Consider the following 18,471-nt stretch of genomic DNA (forward strand, 5'->3'; position numbering starts at 1 on the left):
CATGGAAAAACACGCTACTGATAGCTGTCCCCGTTGTGGTAGTCTGTTCACCTGCGGCGTCAATTCTGTGCTCAAATGCGACTGCATGTGGCTCAATTTAACGGCAGCAGATTTAGCTTATATTCGGGAATACACCGAGCTGGCATTTGGCGAGTACACCTGCCTTTGTGTTAGTTGTCTGCGCGAACTACAGTCAAAACGATCGTCTACGCTTAGTTAAAAAGCGAGTTTGTCCGCCGTGAGTCAAGCTTCAGGAAAATGAACAGGAGTATTGTAAACGACCAAAGCGATGACCCGCCGTAACTAAAGTAAGGCAGTGGAATGCCGATCACTGGCATTAGGCCAATGGTCATACCGATGTTGATCAGGATGTGGAAAAACATGATTCCTGCCACACAGTATCCGTAAACCCTCGCAAATTTACTTCGCTGTTTCTCAGCCAGAATCACGATGCGGCTGATAAGTCCGATAAAGAGAATGACCACGATGAGGCTACCGATAAACCCATGTTCTTCACCAATGGTGCAGAAAATAAAATCGGTGCTCTGCTCGGGAACGAAATCAAATTTGGTTTGGGTACCCTCCAGAAACCCCTTCCCATCCAGTCGGCCCGACCCAATGGCGATCTTCGCCTGCGTGACGTTCCAGCCAACGCCGTGCGGATCAATATTAGGGTCGATCAATACCTTAATTCGGTTGCGTTGGTGGGGTTGCAGCACTTTATTCACAAAGAAGTCAACGCCCGTAGCCGTCAGCATCATGGCGACACCAATCAGGCCAATACCCAGCATGCTTCGGGCCGTGCGGTTGTAGCGCGGCAACAATAAAATGACAATGATGCAAAGAGCCGCAATACCGGCAAACAGATAGAGCGGCGGCACTACCAGGGCCAAAATCAGCAGAATGGCCAGGGTAATTCCCAACAACGGAATCCAGCCGGGAAGCCCTTCGCGGTATAGCATGATCACAAATGACGCGAAGACCAGCATAGAGCCAGTTTCATTCGACAGAATAATCAGGGCGGCAGGCAGACCAATAATACCGCCAATCCAGAGCAGATCTTTCTGTTTGGTCAGGTTGATACCCGGCTGATCGAGGTACTTAGCCAAGGCCAAACTGGTTGATAGCTTGGCAAACTCGGCAGGCTGAATGGTGAAAGAGCCAAATTTAAACCACGATCGCGACCCATTGATGTTTGCCCCCGCCACCATGACCAGCAACAACAGAGCTATCATGACGAGGTAGAATACGAAGGCGAACGTATCGTAAAATTTGTGGTCGATCACCAGCACGCAGATAATGAGCAGCACTGCCGTTCCAATCCAAATCAACTGTTTCCCCGCATTGCTGGAAAAGTCAAACAAGCTGGTCTGTTCTTCTGGACTATACACGGCGGCATAGACATTGAGCCAGCCCATAAGCACACAGCTAACATACAAGAGTACAGTCAGTGTGTCAATTTTCCAGGTTAATTCGGCGTTACGAGCCATTATTCACAAGTAAGAATAAAATTAGTTTCCGCTAACTGTACTTCTGGGTGCGCCCTGATTTTGGGTCATCATCGGGCGTGGTTTGCGGATGGTATCTTTCACTACGGGCTTCTTAGCCGTCGAATCTGGTTTTTTGGGCGCCCTTGGTTTCGGGAGCATCGAGAGGGGTGGCATGTAATTCTGCTTGATCAACCACTCCTTCAGTCGCTGGCCCTGCGCTTCATTTTTGCCTTTCAGGTAACGCTCGGCAACGAGTGCCGCCACCGATGCCGCAGCAACCCCACCCCAACCCGCGTTTTCTACGAACACGGCAACGGCAATTTTGGGGTTATTCATAGGCGCGAAACCAATGAAAATCGAGTGGTCATGGGCGTGGCCAAACTTGGCGTTTTGCGACGTACCTGTTTTTCCGCATAGTTCAATTCCGGGAATATCGGCCTCGCGCTTCGTGGTACCGGCCACCACGGCCATCCGCATGCCTTCGATAACGGGCAGGTAATACTGCGGATCAATGTCGGTGTAATGCTTCTCTTTGTACTGAGCCGGAATACCCTCGCCTAACTTGCCGATTCCTTTCACGTAATGAGGCGTGATGTACCAGCCCCGGTTAGCAATGGTAGCGGCCAGATTGGCGAGTTTCAATGGACTGATCAACAGTTCGCCTTCGCCGATGCTGAGCGAATAAATATTGGAGAATTTCCAGGCCAGTTCCCCTTTATACAATCGGTTATAGGTTGACACATCCGGTAAGTTGCCCTTCAGTTCACTCGGTAGATCGATACCTAGTTTCTGACCAATACCAAATTTGGATGCATGGTCGTGCCACTCTTTCAAACCCGCCGCCGACGCTTTAAACGTATTAGGGTTTCCGTTGTGGTAGATGTATTTACGGAAGACCTGATAAAAGTATGGGTTGCACGAGAACCGAACGGCACCGCGCAGGTTATTACCGCCGTGGCAGTGACAGCGCATGGGAGATCCTCCATGTCCGTACACGGTTCCTGTCGATAGCGACCCCTGTTGTTGAGCAATCAGCGCCTGAATGAGTTTGAATGTAGACCCTGGGCGATAACTGGCCATAACGGGCCGGTTAATCAGCGGCTTATACGGGTCTTTCAGCAGCTTGCGGTAGTTCTTCGAAAAAAAGCGCGACGAGAGCTGATTAGGGTCATAGGTAGGCGCTGACACCGACACAAGAATCTCGCCTGTACTTGGGTCGATGGCCATGATAGACCCAACCTTGTTGTGCATCAGGCTATCGGCATATTGCTGCACGGCTACATCAATTCCGGTATATAAATTCTTGCCGGCTACGGCCGCCGTATCATGCTCACCGCTTTTGAATGAACCTTTGGCGACGCCATGTACATCCTGCATGACGTATTTGATACCTCTGCGACCACGGAGTTCCTCCTCATATTGCTCTTCCAGCCCGTTGCGCCCGATGTAATCACCCTGCCGGTAATATGGAAAGTCCTGGCTCTCGAGCTTCTTCTTACTAATCTCCGACACGTACCCAAGCGCGTTAGACAGTGTATGAGCCGGGTACGTTCGCATCGAAGTCATCACCGGCTCGAAACCCCGGTAGTCGATCAAGGCATCCTGAATACGGGCGTAGTCTTCTTTCGATAACTGACGCATGAAGATAGACGGCCTCACTCTTGAATATGATTTGGCCAAATCCATGATACTGTCGAATTCCGGCCGGGTCATCTCCATCATCCGACAGAACGCAAGGGTATCCTGAATACGTACCCGCTTGGGCGTTACGTACAGGTCATAAACGGGGGTATTGTAAACGATCAGTTCGCCTCTCCGATCATAAATTTGACCGCGATAAGGAATTTCAATGACACGTTTTATGGAGTTACTGGACGATTCGAGGGCATAACTGTCGTCCAGAATTTGAAGGTAAAACAAGCGGACAGCATAGATCAGTCCAACCAGGCAGAATACGCCTAAAATAACAAATTTCCGGTTTTCAATCATTGGTTCTCAACTCCTGAGAGACGCTGTATCAAATTCGAATTACGGTTTTCGAACCCTACTACAAATCTACGAAGTTAGTAACGATCGCGCCGCAGAATCTGACACAAGTTTTTTTTGATTTATCACAGCCCTCATTTTTGACATGAATTGCATCAAAAAGTCAGGTTAGTTTAATCCTGTTTAATCCAGAAATCCTGTAAATTAAGTACGATTAAATCGGGCATTATTGGCTAAAAACCCATTCCGGTAGTAAGCACTTTTATCCGGCACAGGTACATATCTGCTGTGATGTAGAGCGTTCGGCCATCATCGCCCCACGCACAATTGGCGGTGGCGACCCCGGTTTCCAGCCGTCCCAGTAACGTACCTGAATTCCCATTAGTAGCCGGTGCAATTACCAAAATCCCACCCGGACCGGTAGCCCAGAGATTACCCTGTTTATCAACTTTCAAGCCATCGAAGGCTCCGGACAAACCCTGTTTTTTGAGGACCGTCCCATCGAAAAAAGTGCGGCCATTCCCCACCGTTCCATTGCTCAACACCGAATAGGCTTTAATCACAGGCGCTTTGTCATCCGACTGTCCGATGTAAAGTGTTTTATAATCGGGCGAGAACGCGATGCCGTTGGGGCGGGTCAGGTCACTGATCAACAGCGTCACTTCGCCGGAGGGCGTTACGCGGTAGACCCCGAACAAAGGCGTTTCTCGGGAAGGATCGTTTTCCTTTTTAGCCAGGCCATACGGCGGGTCGGTAAAGTAAAAGCTACCATCTGGATGTGTCACTACATCGTTCGGGCTATTGAAACGTTTGCCCCTGTAGTTATCGGCCAGCGTTACTTTACCTCCTGGCCCCGGTAACGGCATAGCCGATAAACGGCGGTCACCGTGCTCACAGCTAATCAGCCGACCCTGTGCATCCAACGCCAGGCCATTAGAGCCCGGTTCATCGCTATATGTTCCCAGTCCTGTATAACCCGAAGGAGACAGGAAGGGCTGACAGCCATCGACGGCCGTCCAGCGGTAGATCGTGTTTTTGGGTACGTCTGAGAAAAGGAGGTAACCAGTTGATGTCGTTCCTGTGGTGCTGGCCGGTTGACGTACCCACACCGGCCCTTCTGTCCACTCGAAACCAGAAGCCAGCACTTCGATTTTAGCCTCTTTCGCCAGTAACTGGTCGAGTCTGGGATCGAGCCGAACTACGTTGCCAATGGTTGGATAGACTTGTGCCATGAGTGAAGTCATAGGCATAAGAGCAAAAAGGAGGATTTTCCTGAACATAGAGGTTATTGGTACTGGAAGTTAGCTATAAATAAAATACAGCGTTGTATACCCTCCTACTTTTGTCAAAGCGCGGAAGTTTGGCAAAGTTTGCAGTTCAATCAAGCCAAGCTGTCTATTTTGTCGTCCGTTTCTCAAACTGTAGCCCGCCATCTGCTCGATGTGCAGGCCGTTCGCCTTCGTCCCTCCGACCCGTTTACCTGGAGTTCGGGCTGGAAATCACCTATTTACTGCGACAACCGGGTTACACTGGCTTATCCGCAGGTACGTACCTACATAAAACAGGCGCTGGCCGAGGTTGTTCGTCAGCAGTTTCCTGATGTGCAGGTTATGGCTGGCGTGGCTACGGCCGGAATTCCGCAGGGCGCGCTGGTTGCCGATGAACTGAACCTTCCCTATTGCTATGTTCGTCCTGAACCTAAAAAGCACGGCATGGGTAATCAGATCGAAGGCCGACTAGACAGTGCCCAAAAAGTGGTGGTGGTTGAAGATCTGATCTCAACCGGCGGTAGTTCGCTCAAAGTGGTTGAAGCGCTCAGGCAGGCAGGCGCCGAGGTAATCGGCATGATTGCCATCTTCACCTATGGATTTGCCCTTGCCGACGAAAACTTCGAGCGGGCCGGTGTAAAACTAGTGTGCCTAAGTCATTACGATACCTTAGTTCAGGAAGCCCAATCCCTCAACTACATCCCCGCCGACGCCCTTGAATCACTAGCCAACTGGCGGCAGAACCCATCTGAATGGAAATAACAGTTTAGAGTTTAGAGTTTGAGGTTTGTAGTTTGAGGTTGCGCTGCCAATGAACCTGTCGTGACCTTACAGCGCAACCTCAAACTACAAACCTCAAACTCTAAACCCCACATTGCTTATGTCATTTCAGCACAAGGTTGCCTGGATAACCGGGGCCTCATCGGGCATTGGTGAGGCGCTGGCTATGGAATTGGCCCGTCGTGGAGCGCGGTTGGTGCTGTCGGCCCGGCGTGTCGAAGAGTTACGGCGTGTGGCTGCCGCCACCGGATTAGGACCGTCGGACTGTATGGTGCTCCCCCTGGATATGACCGACGACGCCTCACTGCCCGGGTACGTTCGCGCAGTTCAGACGCATTTTGGGCAAATCGACTATGTCTTTCATAATGCAGGCATTACGCAGCGTAGTTTCGTTACCGAGACTGATTTTTCGGTATACCGGCGGCTAATGGACGTTAACTTTTTCGGTGCTGTTGCCTTGACGCAAGCCGTATTACCAATTATGACGACGCAACAAAGCGGTCATTTTGTGGTAACCAGCAGCGTTTCAGGTAAAATTGGCGTGAAACAGCGGTCGGGCTATTGTGCCTCTAAGCACGCCCTGCACGGCTTTTTCGATTCGCTCCGGGCCGAGGTACATGCCGAGGGCCTCCGAGTAACGATAGTGTGCCCCGGCTACATCCGCACCCCAATCTCCAAATCGGCACTCGATGCCAGAGGTAACAACTATGGCCGTTCAGACCAACATCAGGAACAGGGAATGACGGCTGATGACTGTGCCAAACGTATTCTGAGCGCAGTGGCGAAGGGCCGCGAAGAGGTAAACATCGGCGGAAGTGAGGTACTGGGGATTTACCTGAAGCGCTTCTGGCCCGGCCTGTTATCCAGCATACTCCGCAACCGCAACGTGGAAAGTTGAGGTGATTTTAGGTACGTTGACAGAAAACGAAAGGGTGCTAAAAGCAAAAGCTGAAACAACTTTTGCTTTTAGCACCCTCTGTTTTAATGCCATTACTTTTTACTTTTCTGCTCCATGTAATCAACTGTCAAATGGCAGAGTGAGCGAACGCCGAGTGTGAAACCGCTTTCATCGATCTGGAAATCAGGCGTGTGGTGCGGCGCCGCGTCTTCCAGCTTTTTACCTTTGGTCATACCACCTAGGAAAAAGAAAAAGCCGGGTACTTTTTGCTGGTAAAAAGAGAAATCCTCCGCACCAGTCTGGGCGGGCGTCAACTTGATATTGTTCTTACCGGCTACCGCTTCCAGCGTTGGAATCATCTGATCGGTTAGCGTTGGATCATTGTAGGTCACCGGATACATTACGTCGATTTTCACGTCGGCTTTCGCACCTGCACTCGTAGCAATACCCTGGGCGATTTCGTTAATCCGGCGATGCACCAACTGTTGTGCCTCCGGGCTAAACGTGCGAATTGTGCCGATCATATCCGCTTCTTCGGGAATAATATTCTGCCGGATACCGCTGTGAAAAGCGCCCACAGTCACTACGGCAGCGTTTTCGGTTAGGGGTACGTTCCGGCTGACGATGGTTTGAAGACCCATAATCATCTGAGCCCCCGTCACAATCGGGTCAACGCCCGACCAGGGAGCGGCTCCGTGGGTTTGTTTACCCCGAATTTTAATGGCGTACTGATCAACAGCAGCCATAGTGGCGCCGGGCCGGTATTTAATGGTGCCAACCTCGGTTTGCGAATTGATGTGCAACCCGAAAATGGCATCTACTTTCGGGTTTTCGAGCACCCCTTCTTTCACCATCAACTGTGCGCCACCTTCTTCACCAACGGGTGCGCCTTCTTCGGCGGGTTGAAAAATGAACTTAACGGTGCCTTTCAACTCGCTTTTCATCGAAGCCAACACCTCGGCAACGCCCATCAGCATGGCCACGTGCGTATCGTGCCCGCAGGCATGCATAACGCCCGTTTGCTGACTGTTAAAGGTGGTCGTTACGGTTGACTTAAACGGCAAATTCACGCGTTCGGTAACGGGTAATCCGTCCATGTCGGCACGTAATGCCACCACCGGTCCGGGCTTACCCCCTTTTAGAATACCGACAACGCCTGTTTTGCCTACTCCGGTTTTCACTTCGATGCCCAACGAATGAAGATGAGCAGCAATGATGCCCGCCGTTCGCGTTTCCCGGTTCCCTAATTCAGGGTTTTGATGAAAATCGCGACGCCATGTAACCACCTTTTGCTCTACCGAATTAGCCATTTTGTCTATTTGTTGCTTTACCGGGATTGCCTGTCCATACACGTATTTTACAGGCGCTCCCGTAAGTGCAATTAAAGTGGCCAATACTGCAATTTTTTCGCTTGGAATCATGATATAGTTCAATTAAGTACAAGAGATATTTTCGACTGGAAATTTAAATAATTTCCGAAGATTATAGCGGTGTTAACAATGTATTAAATAATTTTGCGGCCGTTTAGTCATCTTTAACAAACTAATTCTATCGTCAAACTTCTATGAGAAAATTCTTCTTGGGAAGCTGGTTGCTTCTAATGCTGCTCGCCCTGCCCTCATTGGCGCAGGACGTGACAGTAAAAGGTCGCCTCACTTCATCAGACGACAACGCCCCTCTGCCGGGTGTGAGTGTACAGGTAAAAGGCACCACTCGTGGGGCCGTAACAGACGCCTCAGGTAATTATCAGATCAACGCCCCGGCCAATGCCCGGTTAGTATTTAGCTTTATCGGCTATGCCGTACAAGAAGTAGCCATTGGCAATCGCACAACGATCAACATTAGCTTAGCACCTGACATCGCAAACCTTAATGAGGTTGTGGTTACATCGTTCGGTACGGCTAAGCGGGAAGCGTTTACGGGTTCGGCCGGTACGATTTCGGCCGACGACCTTGCCCTTCGCCCAATTACCAACGTAGGACAGGCCATCTCGGGAACCACGTCGGGGGTGCAAACCACCGCTGGTAGTGGTCAGCCTGGTACTGCTCCTGAGATTCGGATTCGCGGATTTGGTTCGATCTCGTCATCGAATGATCCGTTGTATGTGGTCGATGGTATTCCGTATACGGCCAGTATCGCCAACCTGAGCCCGAACGACATCGAGAACATCACCATTCTGAAAGATGCCGCTTCAACGGCGCTTTATGGTGCCCGGGCAGCCAACGGTGTAGTGGTGGTCACTACCAAGAAAGGCAAAAAAGACCGCAACACCATCAGCATTCGGTACACGAAGGGGATCAACAGTCGGGCATTGCCTGAGTATGACCGCGTAGGCCCAGCCGAATATTATCCGCTCATGTGGGAAGCCTACAGGAACAGCGGTGCGTATCGCGCAACCAACCCGGTTTCATTGTCGGCGGCTAGTGCTGATGCCACAGAGCGTTTGGTTAGCCTGGTGGGTTACAACATCTATGACGTACCCAACAACCAACTGGTGAACACCAATGGGCAATTCAACCCTAATGCCAACCTGGTTTATTCGGGCGACGATCTGAACTGGGAGAAGCCAATTACCCGTCAGGGAAATCGCGACGAGTTAAACGTGAACTTCTCGGGTGGTCAGGACAAAACGGATTATTTCCTGTCGCTCTCGTACCTGAATGACAAAGGATTCCTGATCCGTTCTGATTACGAGCGCTTTACAGGTCGCCTGAACATCAACACGCAACTGAAGCCATGGTTCCGCACGGGCGCCAACCTGTCAGCAACGGTTACTAATTCAAACCAGGCCGATGCCGATGGTAGTACGTCGTTTGTCAACCCGTTTTTCTTCTCTAGAAATATGGGTCCTATCTACCCGGTATACGCCTTCGATCCCGCCAATCCGGGTCAATTTTTGACTCTTCCAAACGGAGAGCGTCGTTTTGACTATGGTAACCTTAACGCCTTGGGCCTGCCTAACCGGCCACAGTTTGGCGGTCGCCACGCTATTGCCGAAACGATCCTGAACCAGAACTACTTCCGTCGGAACGTGTTGGGTGCCCGGGTTTATGGTGAAGTAACGTTCCTCAAAGATTTCAAATTCACAACGAACTTTGGTGCCGACATTACTAACCTCAACAATTTCACATTCGGTAACCCCGAAATTGGTGATGGTGCCCCAGCTGGTCGAGCCACACACAGCTTTGACAATATCTCGGGCTATAACCTGAACCAACTGCTTAACTACAACAAATCGTTTGGCAGCCATAATGTTGACGTACTGCTCGGGCATGAAAACTTCATCGAGAACAGTAACGAACTAACGGGTTCACGTTCGCAACAGATTCTGGATGGTAACTACGAATTAATCAACTTCACGACGACGACCAACCTGAGCTCGGTCTATAACACGCGCCGAATTGAAGGTTATTTCTCGCGGGTGAACTACAACTACAACGAAAAGTACTTCCTGTCAGCCTCAGCCCGTCGCGATGGGTCTAGCAAGTTCTTCCGGGATGTTCGCTGGGGTACGTTCTACTCTCTGAGCGGAGCGTGGCGTTTAGATCAGGAAGCTTTCCTGCGGTCTGTGCCTTCTATCAGCGCGCTTAAACTGAGAGCTTCATATGGTCAGACGGGTAACGATGCCGGTATTAGCAACTACGCCTGGCAACCCCTGTACGGTCTTGCCTGGAACAACGCCCTGGAAGCGGGTATTTTGCAAACCAGCCTGGGCAATACGCAGTTGGAGTGGGAATCAAGCAATGCCCTTGATGTAGCGCTGGAGTTTGGTTTGTTCCGGGGCCGGGTTTCGGGTACGGTCGAGTATTTCGATCGTCAGTCATCGAACCTGATCTTTGCGGTACCACTTCCTTTGTCATCGGGTTTACAAACAGTTACCCGCAACATTGGCACCATGTACAACCGGGGTATCGAGGTTGAACTCGGCCTTGAACCCATCCGCACTAAGAATTTCACCTGGCGTATTGACCTGAATGCCACGAGCCTGAAGAACAGGATCACAAAAATGCCGGAAGAAAACCCGGAGATCATCGACGGCACCAAAAAGCTCAAAGTGGGCAGTTCGATCTATGATTTCTGGCTACGGGAATACAAAGGGGTTAATCCAAACACGGGTGAGGCGCAGTACCGGGCAGTTAGTTACCTACCCGCCAACTCACGCATCACGGAAGACGGTGATACCCTGACAACGAACATCAGCAACGCCCGCTTCCACTACAACGGCACCTCGATTCCAAAACTGACGGGTGGTGTTACCAATACATTCCGTTTCAAAGGCTTGAGTCTATCAGCGTTGTTGGTGTACCAACTAGGCGGCAAAATTTATGACGGTGCTCATGCTGCATTGATGGGTTCAGGAGGGTATGGTAGTGCCAAGAGCGTTGAGATTCTGGACCGTTGGCAGAATCCCGGCGACGTAACTAACGTACCCCGGATGGATATTGGTCGTACCGCTGATTTTGACGCCGCCTCAGACCGTTGGCTAATCGATGCCAGCTATCTGAACATCCGTTCGGTAACCTTGGGCTACGATATTCCGAGCACCATCAGCCGGAAAATGTTCCTGACCAATGCGCAGGTGTATGTCAGCGGTGAAAACTTCTTCCTGCTGTCGAACCGCAAAGGCATGAACGTGCAGCAAAACTTTGCCGGTACAACCAGCAACGTGTTTAGCGCGGCGAAAAGCTTAGTAGTTGGTATTTCATTATCGCTGTAAATCAGCCGGAAAGCCTTGAGACATCAGCTATTTGACATACGCATTCGTATACAACCTGTCTTTTACACTGTCGTCATCCTAGCTTCATAAACTTCAGACAACCAATGAAAAAGAAATTTCTGCCCCTGCTTCTGGCAATGGGCCTATTAACTGCCACTTCCTGCAAGGAAGATTACCTGGAAGCCAATCCAACAGGTAGCGTCGATGCCGGTTCGGCCTACGCAACCACCAAAAACGCCACGGCGGCTATTAACGGTATTTACCGGGCTATGGTAGTGCGCTATCTGGATTCACAAGGCCATTTTGGCCACCCGGCCATGATGATCATCCTGGATGTAATGGGCGATGATCTCGTTTTCGGCAACACGGTGAACGGCTGGCATTTTGGCGAACAACGCTGGATTAGCCACCGGACTGACGTGGGCACCATGGCCCGGTTCCCTTATCAGTTGTATTACCGACTGATTGGTAACGCTAACCTCGCCGTTGCTAACATAGATAATGCAGCCGGTGCCCAGTCGGAGCGAAATCAGTTGAAAGGGGAAGCGCTTGCCCTGCGCGCTTTCTCCTATTTCAACCTCGTGCAGCTCTATGGTAAACGCTACAACGGAGCCGTGAAGCCAAACACGCAGCCTGCTGTGCCGCTCGTTATCGCCCCAACCACCGAAGGACTGCCAAGAGCGTCGGTTGAAGACGTATATACGCAGATCAACAAAGATCTGGCTGAAGCGGCAACGTTGCTGACCACGGCACGTACCTACAAATCGCACATTAACAGCAGTGTGGTGAAAGGCTTACAGGCTCGCGTAGCGCTGGTGCAGCAAAACTGGGCCGATGCCGCCAGATTTGCGGCTGAAGCACGGACCGGCTTTACGCTGATGACAGCGGCTCAATACCAGGACGGCTTCTCTGATATTGGTAATTCAGAATGGATGTGGGGATTTGATCACGTTGAAGATCAGTCGGAATTTTTCGGAGCTTTCCACTCCTATATCTCGAGTAACTTCAACTCGTCAGTGATTCGTCAAACGCCCAAGGCGATCAACAGTTTGTTGTATGAGAAGTTGCCACAAACCGACGTACGGGCTAAAATGTGGGTGAAAGCCCCTACGGCTACCAACTCGGTGGTGCCAACGGGCGGCGTACGTGTTCCGTACATCAACCAGAAGTTCCGGCTACCGGGTACGCCATCAACCAGCACAATGGGCGATATCCCCTACATGCGGGCGGCTGAAATGTACCTGATCGAAGCGGAAGCACAAGCCCGGTTGGGTAAGTCAGCTGAAGCGGCGGCGGCATTATTTGCTCTCAACACACGCCGCGATCCATCGTACACCCTGTCGACCAAAACCGGCGCAGCCTTACTGGAAGAAATCTCAACCTATCGTCGGGTAGAACTGTGGGGCGAAGGCCACCGGTTCACCGACCTGAAACGGTTGAATCTGCCCCTGAACCGTAATGGTGCGAACCACAACCCTGGCGTGGCCGTACTGTTCGACGTACCTGCAGACGATAACCGTTGGGAATTCCTGATACCGCTTCGTGAAATTCAGGCTAATAAAGCAATTGTACAGAATCCGCTTTAATTCGGTTTCAACAGATTAAAAAGCCCACTCCTCACAAGGGAGTGGGCTTTTTATTGCTTATGCAGCGGTAGTGTAGCCCAATAGGCAAGAGCCTTTCGATCCGATTAAAAGTAGTGCAAAACCAATTTTAAAGACCTAAAAACGTAGAGCAAATAAGTATTATTGCTTACGTATCTTTTATAAATTTTACAACTTATTCAAGTATTAAACCTGGATTTAGTACAAAAAAAGAAAGTATCTTATCCCAAACGGACAAACATTACCCACATTTTAACACGATAAATGAAGTAATTGAATTTCCCTTTATTAGATTTTTCTCAGAATAACCATTCGCTAATAACTCATATTACATTACTTTTACACTGTCATCATCACTTATATCTACTATTTCTATCGGCTAATTAGTTACATAAATCTGCGGTAGGAGTCCTAGAAGTATCGGTGAAAATGACTGTTTAGAATTTCTATTAACCTAATTAATCATCTCATCACAAAAGATCCATGAGAAAACTCTTTACAGGAAGTTGGCTCCTACTGATGCTGCTCTCGCTGCCCATGCTGGCGCAAGACATCACCATTCGTGGCCAGGTCACTTCATCAGACGATAGCTCGCCCCTACCCGGCGTGAGCGTACAGGTAAAAGGTACTACACGTGGCATTTCCACCGACGGCCAGGGTCGTTACCAATTGACAGCACCGGCTGGCGGACGCATTGTGTTCAGCTTTATTGGCTATCTGCCACAGGAAGTAGCCGTCAACAATCAGTCGACGATCAACATTAAGCTGGCCGTTAATTCAGCGGTGCTGAATGAAGTGGTTGTAGTTGGTTACGGTTCACAGAGCAAGAAAACCCTCACCGGGGCAATTTCGTCGGTAGAAGGCGCTGTGATTGCTAACAAACCGGTACAAAGCTTTGACCAGGCCCTTCAGGGTCGGGCAGCGGGTGTGAACATCATCACGCCCAACGGTGTATTGAACAACGCACCTGTTATCCGGGTACGTGGTGTATCATCGATCAGCGGTTCATCATCGCCCCTGATCGTGATCGACGGATTGCCGATCAACTCAGGTAACGTATCATCGGGCGGTTTTACAGTAAACAACCCGCTGGGCGATATTAACCCGAACGACATTGAATCACTGGAGATTCTGAAAGATGCCGGTGCAACGGCGATCTACGGTTCACGGGCTGCCGGTGGTGTTATCCTGATCACGACCAAGAAAGGTAAAGAAGGTCGTGCGCAGGTGAGCTACGATGGCTGGGCCGGTGCCACGCAACCGTTCCGCCTGTTCGATATGTTGAACGCACAGGAGTTCATGACCATCAAGAACGAAGCCGCTCGCAACGCCGGTGTTGCCGATCAGTTCTTCCCGACGACCAACCCCGATGGCAGCATTGTAGACACGGACTGGTATGACTATATCTACCGCACCGGTTTTCAGCAGAATCATAACCTGAACATCAACGGAGGCACCAAAGACACTCGTTATGCCTTCTCGGTAGGTTACACTAACCAGCAGGGGATGATCAAGAAAAATGATTTTAGCCGGGTAACTGGTCGGATGAATATTTCGCATCAACTGAATAGCGCCATTAAACTGGGAGCCAACATTACGCTGGCAAACAGCTTCAACCGGTCGCCCAACACGGGTACAACCGGTGCGTTCAGCACGGGTGGTCTTGGTCGTTTACCCCTGGTACTTGCCCCAAACGTAGCGCCGTACAATGCCGATGGTTCGTACAACATCAACCGGGCAAGCAATAACCTGGGTCTGGGCAAAAACCTGATCGGTCCAGGTGGTTACTACAACCCCCTCCCCGACCTTGATCTGAGCAAATTCACCTCCGACAACACGCACATCATTGGCAACCTCTTCGCCGATGTGAAACTGTTCAAAGGACTGGTTTTCCACACCTCATACGGTACTGACCGCACTACAGTAGAAGATATCGACTTCCGAAACGGTATTCACGGCGAAGGCGGCACCAACGGTGGTCAGGCGTTCAACATCTATTCGAACATCAACCTCTGGAACCTGCAGAACTACCTGAACTACGATTTCGGTTTCGGCAAGCATTCGATTCAGACCGTAGTTGGTACAGAACAGCAGAAGTTCACGATCAACCGCTGGGGTGGTTCACGTCAGGGGTTGACCGATCCGTTCTTCACTACGTATCAGGGTAACTTCACGACCAACAACCCACCGGCTGGTAACTTCCAGACGCAGACGGGTCTGTCGTCGTACTACGGACGTATCAACTACGATTTCGACAAGAAATACCTGTTGAACGCCAGTTTCCGTCGCGATGGTTTCTCGGCCTATGCAACTGGTAACAAGTGGGGTAACTTCGCCGGTGGTTCAGTAGGCTGGCGCGTTTCAGAAGAAGCTTTCTGGAAAGGCTCCAAGCTGGGTTCGATCGTGAACGAGTTTAAAGTGCGGGCCAGTTACGGTCAGGTAGGTAACACCGGTATAGGTAGCTTTGCCTCGTTGAGCCTGTTCAACTCAGGTCTGTACGGTACCGTTCCAACGTTTGCGTTTGCCCAGGCGGGTAACCCGGATTTGCGTTGGGAGATTAGCGAAAACACCGATTTCGGTTTCTCGTTCGGCCTCTTCAACGACCGCATCACCGGTGACTTCTCGTACTACCAGAAGAAGGTAAACGACCTGGTATTGCCAGAACCAACCGCGCCTTCACGTGGTATTCCAGGTAACAGCATTGCCACCAACGTAGGCGCGATGGAGAACAAGGGTATCGAATTGGCCATTACGTCGAACAACATCACGAAAGGCAAGTTCAACTGGACCACGACCTTCAACGTGGCTACGCTGAGCAACAAAGTACTGGCACTGGCCAACAACAACGCCGACATTTTTGGCTTCACGGGCGGTCTGGAAAATGCCAACATCGTGCGCGTTGGGGAGTCGATCGGTAGCATCTTCGCCATACGGACTGACGGAGTAAACCCAGCCAACGGACAGCGTATCTTCATTCGGACTACTACCCTGGCCGACGGTACCACGCAGGATCGCCAGATTCAGTACAACCACGCCGCCGCTCCGGCTCAGCGCTGGACGTATGTGTCTGACGGCACTGTGGCTCCTGCCATTTCAGGTGCCGACCGCGTGGTTATCGGTAACGCACTGCCCAAGTGGTTCGGTGGTTTTGATAACACCTTCAAGTACGGCAATCTGGAACTGGGCGTATTCCTTCAGTATTCGGGTGGCAACCTGATCTATAACGGAACCAAAGCCGGTCTTCGCGATCAGCGCCCCTGGAACAACCACACAGATATGCTGAATCGCTGGCAGAAGGCGGGTGATGTGACCAACATTCCACGTCCTGTATTGAACGATAACGTATCGAACGGTTCGGCCAACCCGATCACCGAGAACGTAGAGAAAGGTGATTTCATCAGAGGCCGTAACCTGTCGCTGGCGTACACCCTTCGTAACGACCTGCTTCGTCGGGCCAACATTTCCTCACTGCGCGTGTATGCACAGGTACAGAACGCTTTTGTGATTACCAAGTACACAGGAGCTGACCCTGAAATTTCGACCAACGGTGACACCAACATCTCACCAGGCATCGACCGCAACTCTACACCTCAGGCCCGTACGTATACGTTCGGCGTTGGTCTCAACTTCTAATTCAGTATATGAACTATGAAATTTCCTCAGTTTCACTATAATTCTCCCATCAGTCGGCGCGGCATGCTTCGGTCTGCCCTGGCTACCGCCTTTCTTGCCGTGTCGCTCACGGCCTGTAACGAAGACGAGTTGCTGAATCCGACTCCGCTTACCTCACTGGCTGATATTGAAGCGTTTGCCAACCCGGATCGGGTACTGGCACAAATCAACGGCTTGTACAGTAGCGTAAAATCAGGCCAGTTTCTGGGTGGCCGGTACCAGGTATATATTGACGTTCGGGGCGAAGAGTTTCTGAACGTGACAAACAACGGGGTAACTGCCCTGAGTGCCTGGAACCACACGCAGAACTCCCTGTCGAACGAACCGACCAACCTCTGGAACGCGGCTTATCTGGCTGTAAACCGGATGAACCTGTTCCTGGCGGGCCTGGACGCGAATCCGAATGTTGTGGATGCCGCACTGGCCAATCAGTACCGGGGTGAAGCTCGTTTTTTACGCGCCCTAACGTACCTGCAACTGGTGCAGTTGTATGCTCAGCCTTACACCAAAGACAACGGTGCCAGCCTGGGTTTGCCGCTTCGTATCAAAGCCGAAGTAGGCACGGGTAACAACGACCTGGCGCGTTCAACCGTAGCCCAGGTGTACACGCAGATTCTGGAAGATCTGAACTTTGCGGAGCAGAATTTGCCGGCCAACTATGCCAGTGCAACGCTGAACACGACGCGCGCCCACAAAAACACCGCTATTGCGTTGAAAACACGGGCGTACCTGAACATGGGTCGTTGGGCCGATGTAGTGACAGAAGGCAACAAAATTGTGTCGGCAGCCGCTCCCTTCCGTGCAGCATCGGGTGTAGCCCATCAGCTACAGGCCAACGTATTGACACCCTTCTCGAACTACATCACCACCGAGTCGGTCTTCTCGTTGCCGATGAGCAGTAATGACCTTCCGGGCACACAAAATGGCCTGGGTAGTTATTACCTCGCTGTAATCGGTATCGGCGACTACAGCCTTAACCCGGCTGGTATTATTGGTAATGCCGCGTTTGCTGCCACCGACGCCCGTCGCGGTATGATCAGAAATGATTTTGTCAGTGATCAGGGTCGTAACCGATTGACGAAGTTTCCAACCGGTCCGCAGCATACCGACTGGGTGCCCGTTATCCGGTATTCGGAAGTGTTGCTGAACCTGGCCGAAGCCAAAGCCCGCCTGACGCCAGGTAGCGTTGATGAGCAGGGTCTTGGCCTTCTGAACGCTGTTCGTGGTCGGTCGAATGCAGCCGGTGTATACACCGCCGCTGGTTTGGCTACAGGTACGGGTTTGCTGAATGCCATCTTGCTGGAACGCCGCATTGAATTACTGGGCGAAGGTTTCCGCTCGAATGATCTGGTTCGTACCGGACAGCCATTACCGGCTAAAGGCACTATTCAGGCGGTACCCGCTTCTGCGTCGATCTACATCTGGCCTATTCCACAGGCGGAGTTGAACGTTAATAAAGCAGCGGTACAGAACCCTTAATGATGCCTGTATAGTTGTTTGACATTTTCTTAAAAACCGTAGTCGTCAGGCTACGGTTTTTTTGTACCTTAACCTCAAGAAGCTGACGCCCTTACATATAGACCAATTATCAAATCACCTTGAATCATATGTGGTTACAACGACTTCTCTACAGCAAATTTAACGTCAGGCGTTTTTTGTCAATTTTTGTTGCTTACAATCTACTCAGGTACGTTGCTTCCCCCCTTTGGCAAGGTAATTCCTGGGAGACGATTTGGGAAACAGTTACTTTTTCGGCTAGCGATTATATGCTGGTTCTGTGTTTTATGTGGGTGTCTAGCCTCGAGTACGTTCGAGAATAGACATCTCAGGAGCGGTTCGCCGTTTCGAGTTGGTGCAAAGCGTAGCTGATAGGCTACGCTTTTTTTATGCGCACCCTGGGGATAGAGAGAACGTAACATTGGTATCCGTAAATAACGCATACTTCGCCCCGCTGGGGCTAGGCGGAAATGTAGGTACGTTGATGCTACCGATGCTACGGCCCGCCGAGCCTATCGACTATGGCTAGTGCTTGTCCAATTTAACTTCCAACTGTTGG

11 protein-coding genes are annotated in these 18,471 nt (G+C 50.9%); 7 read left to right on the forward strand and 4 right to left on the reverse strand.

The window, feature by feature from the left end:
* Position 1 precedes the first annotated feature (1 nt).
* Complete coding sequence (locus ACAW87_RS06060) at positions 2-220, forward strand: cysteine-rich CWC family protein (protein ID WP_370722262.1); 219 nt, start codon at positions 2-4, stop codon at positions 218-220.
* Here the strand turns inward: ACAW87_RS06060 and rodA are convergent.
* The 3 genes from rodA to ACAW87_RS06075 form a co-directional block, all read right to left on the reverse strand.
* Entirely contained in the window at positions 213-1,490 is a 1,278-nt protein-coding gene (rodA, locus tag ACAW87_RS06065) for a rod shape-determining protein RodA (RefSeq protein WP_370722263.1), read from the reverse strand. The two genes, ACAW87_RS06060 and rodA, sit on opposite strands and share 8 nt — an antisense overlap.
* A 21-nt stretch (positions 1,491-1,511) precedes the next feature.
* Positions 1,512-3,479, reverse strand: coding sequence for a peptidoglycan D,D-transpeptidase FtsI family protein (locus tag ACAW87_RS06070; protein ID WP_370722264.1), 1,968 nt, complete (start codon positions 3,477-3,479; stop codon positions 1,512-1,514).
* 230 nt (positions 3,480-3,709) lie between these two features.
* Complete coding sequence (locus tag ACAW87_RS06075; RefSeq protein ID WP_370722265.1) at positions 3,710-4,708, reverse strand: SMP-30/gluconolactonase/LRE family protein; 999 nt, start codon at positions 4,706-4,708, stop codon at positions 3,710-3,712.
* Positions 4,709-4,876: 168 nt separating this feature from the next.
* Between ACAW87_RS06075 and pyrE the strand changes: the two genes are divergently transcribed.
* Positions 4,877-5,506, forward strand: coding sequence for an orotate phosphoribosyltransferase (gene pyrE / locus ACAW87_RS06080; protein ID WP_370722266.1), 630 nt, complete (start codon positions 4,877-4,879; stop codon positions 5,504-5,506).
* A 118-nt stretch (positions 5,507-5,624) separates the two neighbouring features.
* Positions 5,625-6,422, forward strand: coding sequence for an SDR family oxidoreductase (locus ACAW87_RS06085; protein ID WP_370722267.1), 798 nt, complete (start codon positions 5,625-5,627; stop codon positions 6,420-6,422).
* Between the two features lie 92 nt (positions 6,423-6,514).
* Here ACAW87_RS06085 and ACAW87_RS06090 read toward each other — a convergent pair whose 3' ends face one another.
* A complete protein-coding gene (locus tag ACAW87_RS06090) occupies positions 6,515-7,843 on the reverse strand; it encodes an amidohydrolase (protein ID WP_370722268.1) in 1,329 nt (442 codons plus the stop codon).
* Positions 7,844-7,986: 143 nt separating this feature from the next.
* On the opposite strand from ACAW87_RS06090, the gene ACAW87_RS06095 reads away from it, so the two are divergent.
* From ACAW87_RS06095 to ACAW87_RS06110, 4 genes are all read left to right on the forward strand, one after another.
* Positions 7,987-11,139 (forward strand): SusC/RagA family TonB-linked outer membrane protein, encoded by a 3,153-nt coding sequence (locus ACAW87_RS06095; protein WP_370722269.1) that lies wholly within the window; start codon positions 7,987-7,989, stop codon positions 11,137-11,139.
* A 104-nt stretch (positions 11,140-11,243) separates the two neighbouring features.
* The gene (locus ACAW87_RS06100) at positions 11,244-12,725 is read left to right on the forward strand and encodes a RagB/SusD family nutrient uptake outer membrane protein (RefSeq protein WP_370722270.1); all 1,482 of its coding nucleotides are present in this window, start codon (positions 11,244-11,246) and stop codon (positions 12,723-12,725) included.
* A gap of 501 nt (positions 12,726-13,226) precedes the next feature.
* Complete coding sequence (locus ACAW87_RS06105) at positions 13,227-16,376, forward strand: SusC/RagA family TonB-linked outer membrane protein (protein WP_370722271.1); 3,150 nt, start codon at positions 13,227-13,229, stop codon at positions 16,374-16,376.
* Positions 16,377-16,391: 15 nt separating this feature from the next.
* Positions 16,392-17,894: a RagB/SusD family nutrient uptake outer membrane protein gene (locus ACAW87_RS06110; RefSeq protein WP_370722272.1), complete on the forward strand. Its 1,503-nt coding sequence runs from the start codon at positions 16,392-16,394 to the stop codon at positions 17,892-17,894.
* Positions 17,895-18,471 lie beyond the last annotated feature (577 nt).

The sequence above is a fragment of the Fibrella aquatica genome (assembly GCF_041321135.1).
Classification (GTDB): Bacteria; Bacteroidota; Bacteroidia; order Cytophagales; family Spirosomataceae; genus Fibrella; species Fibrella aquatica.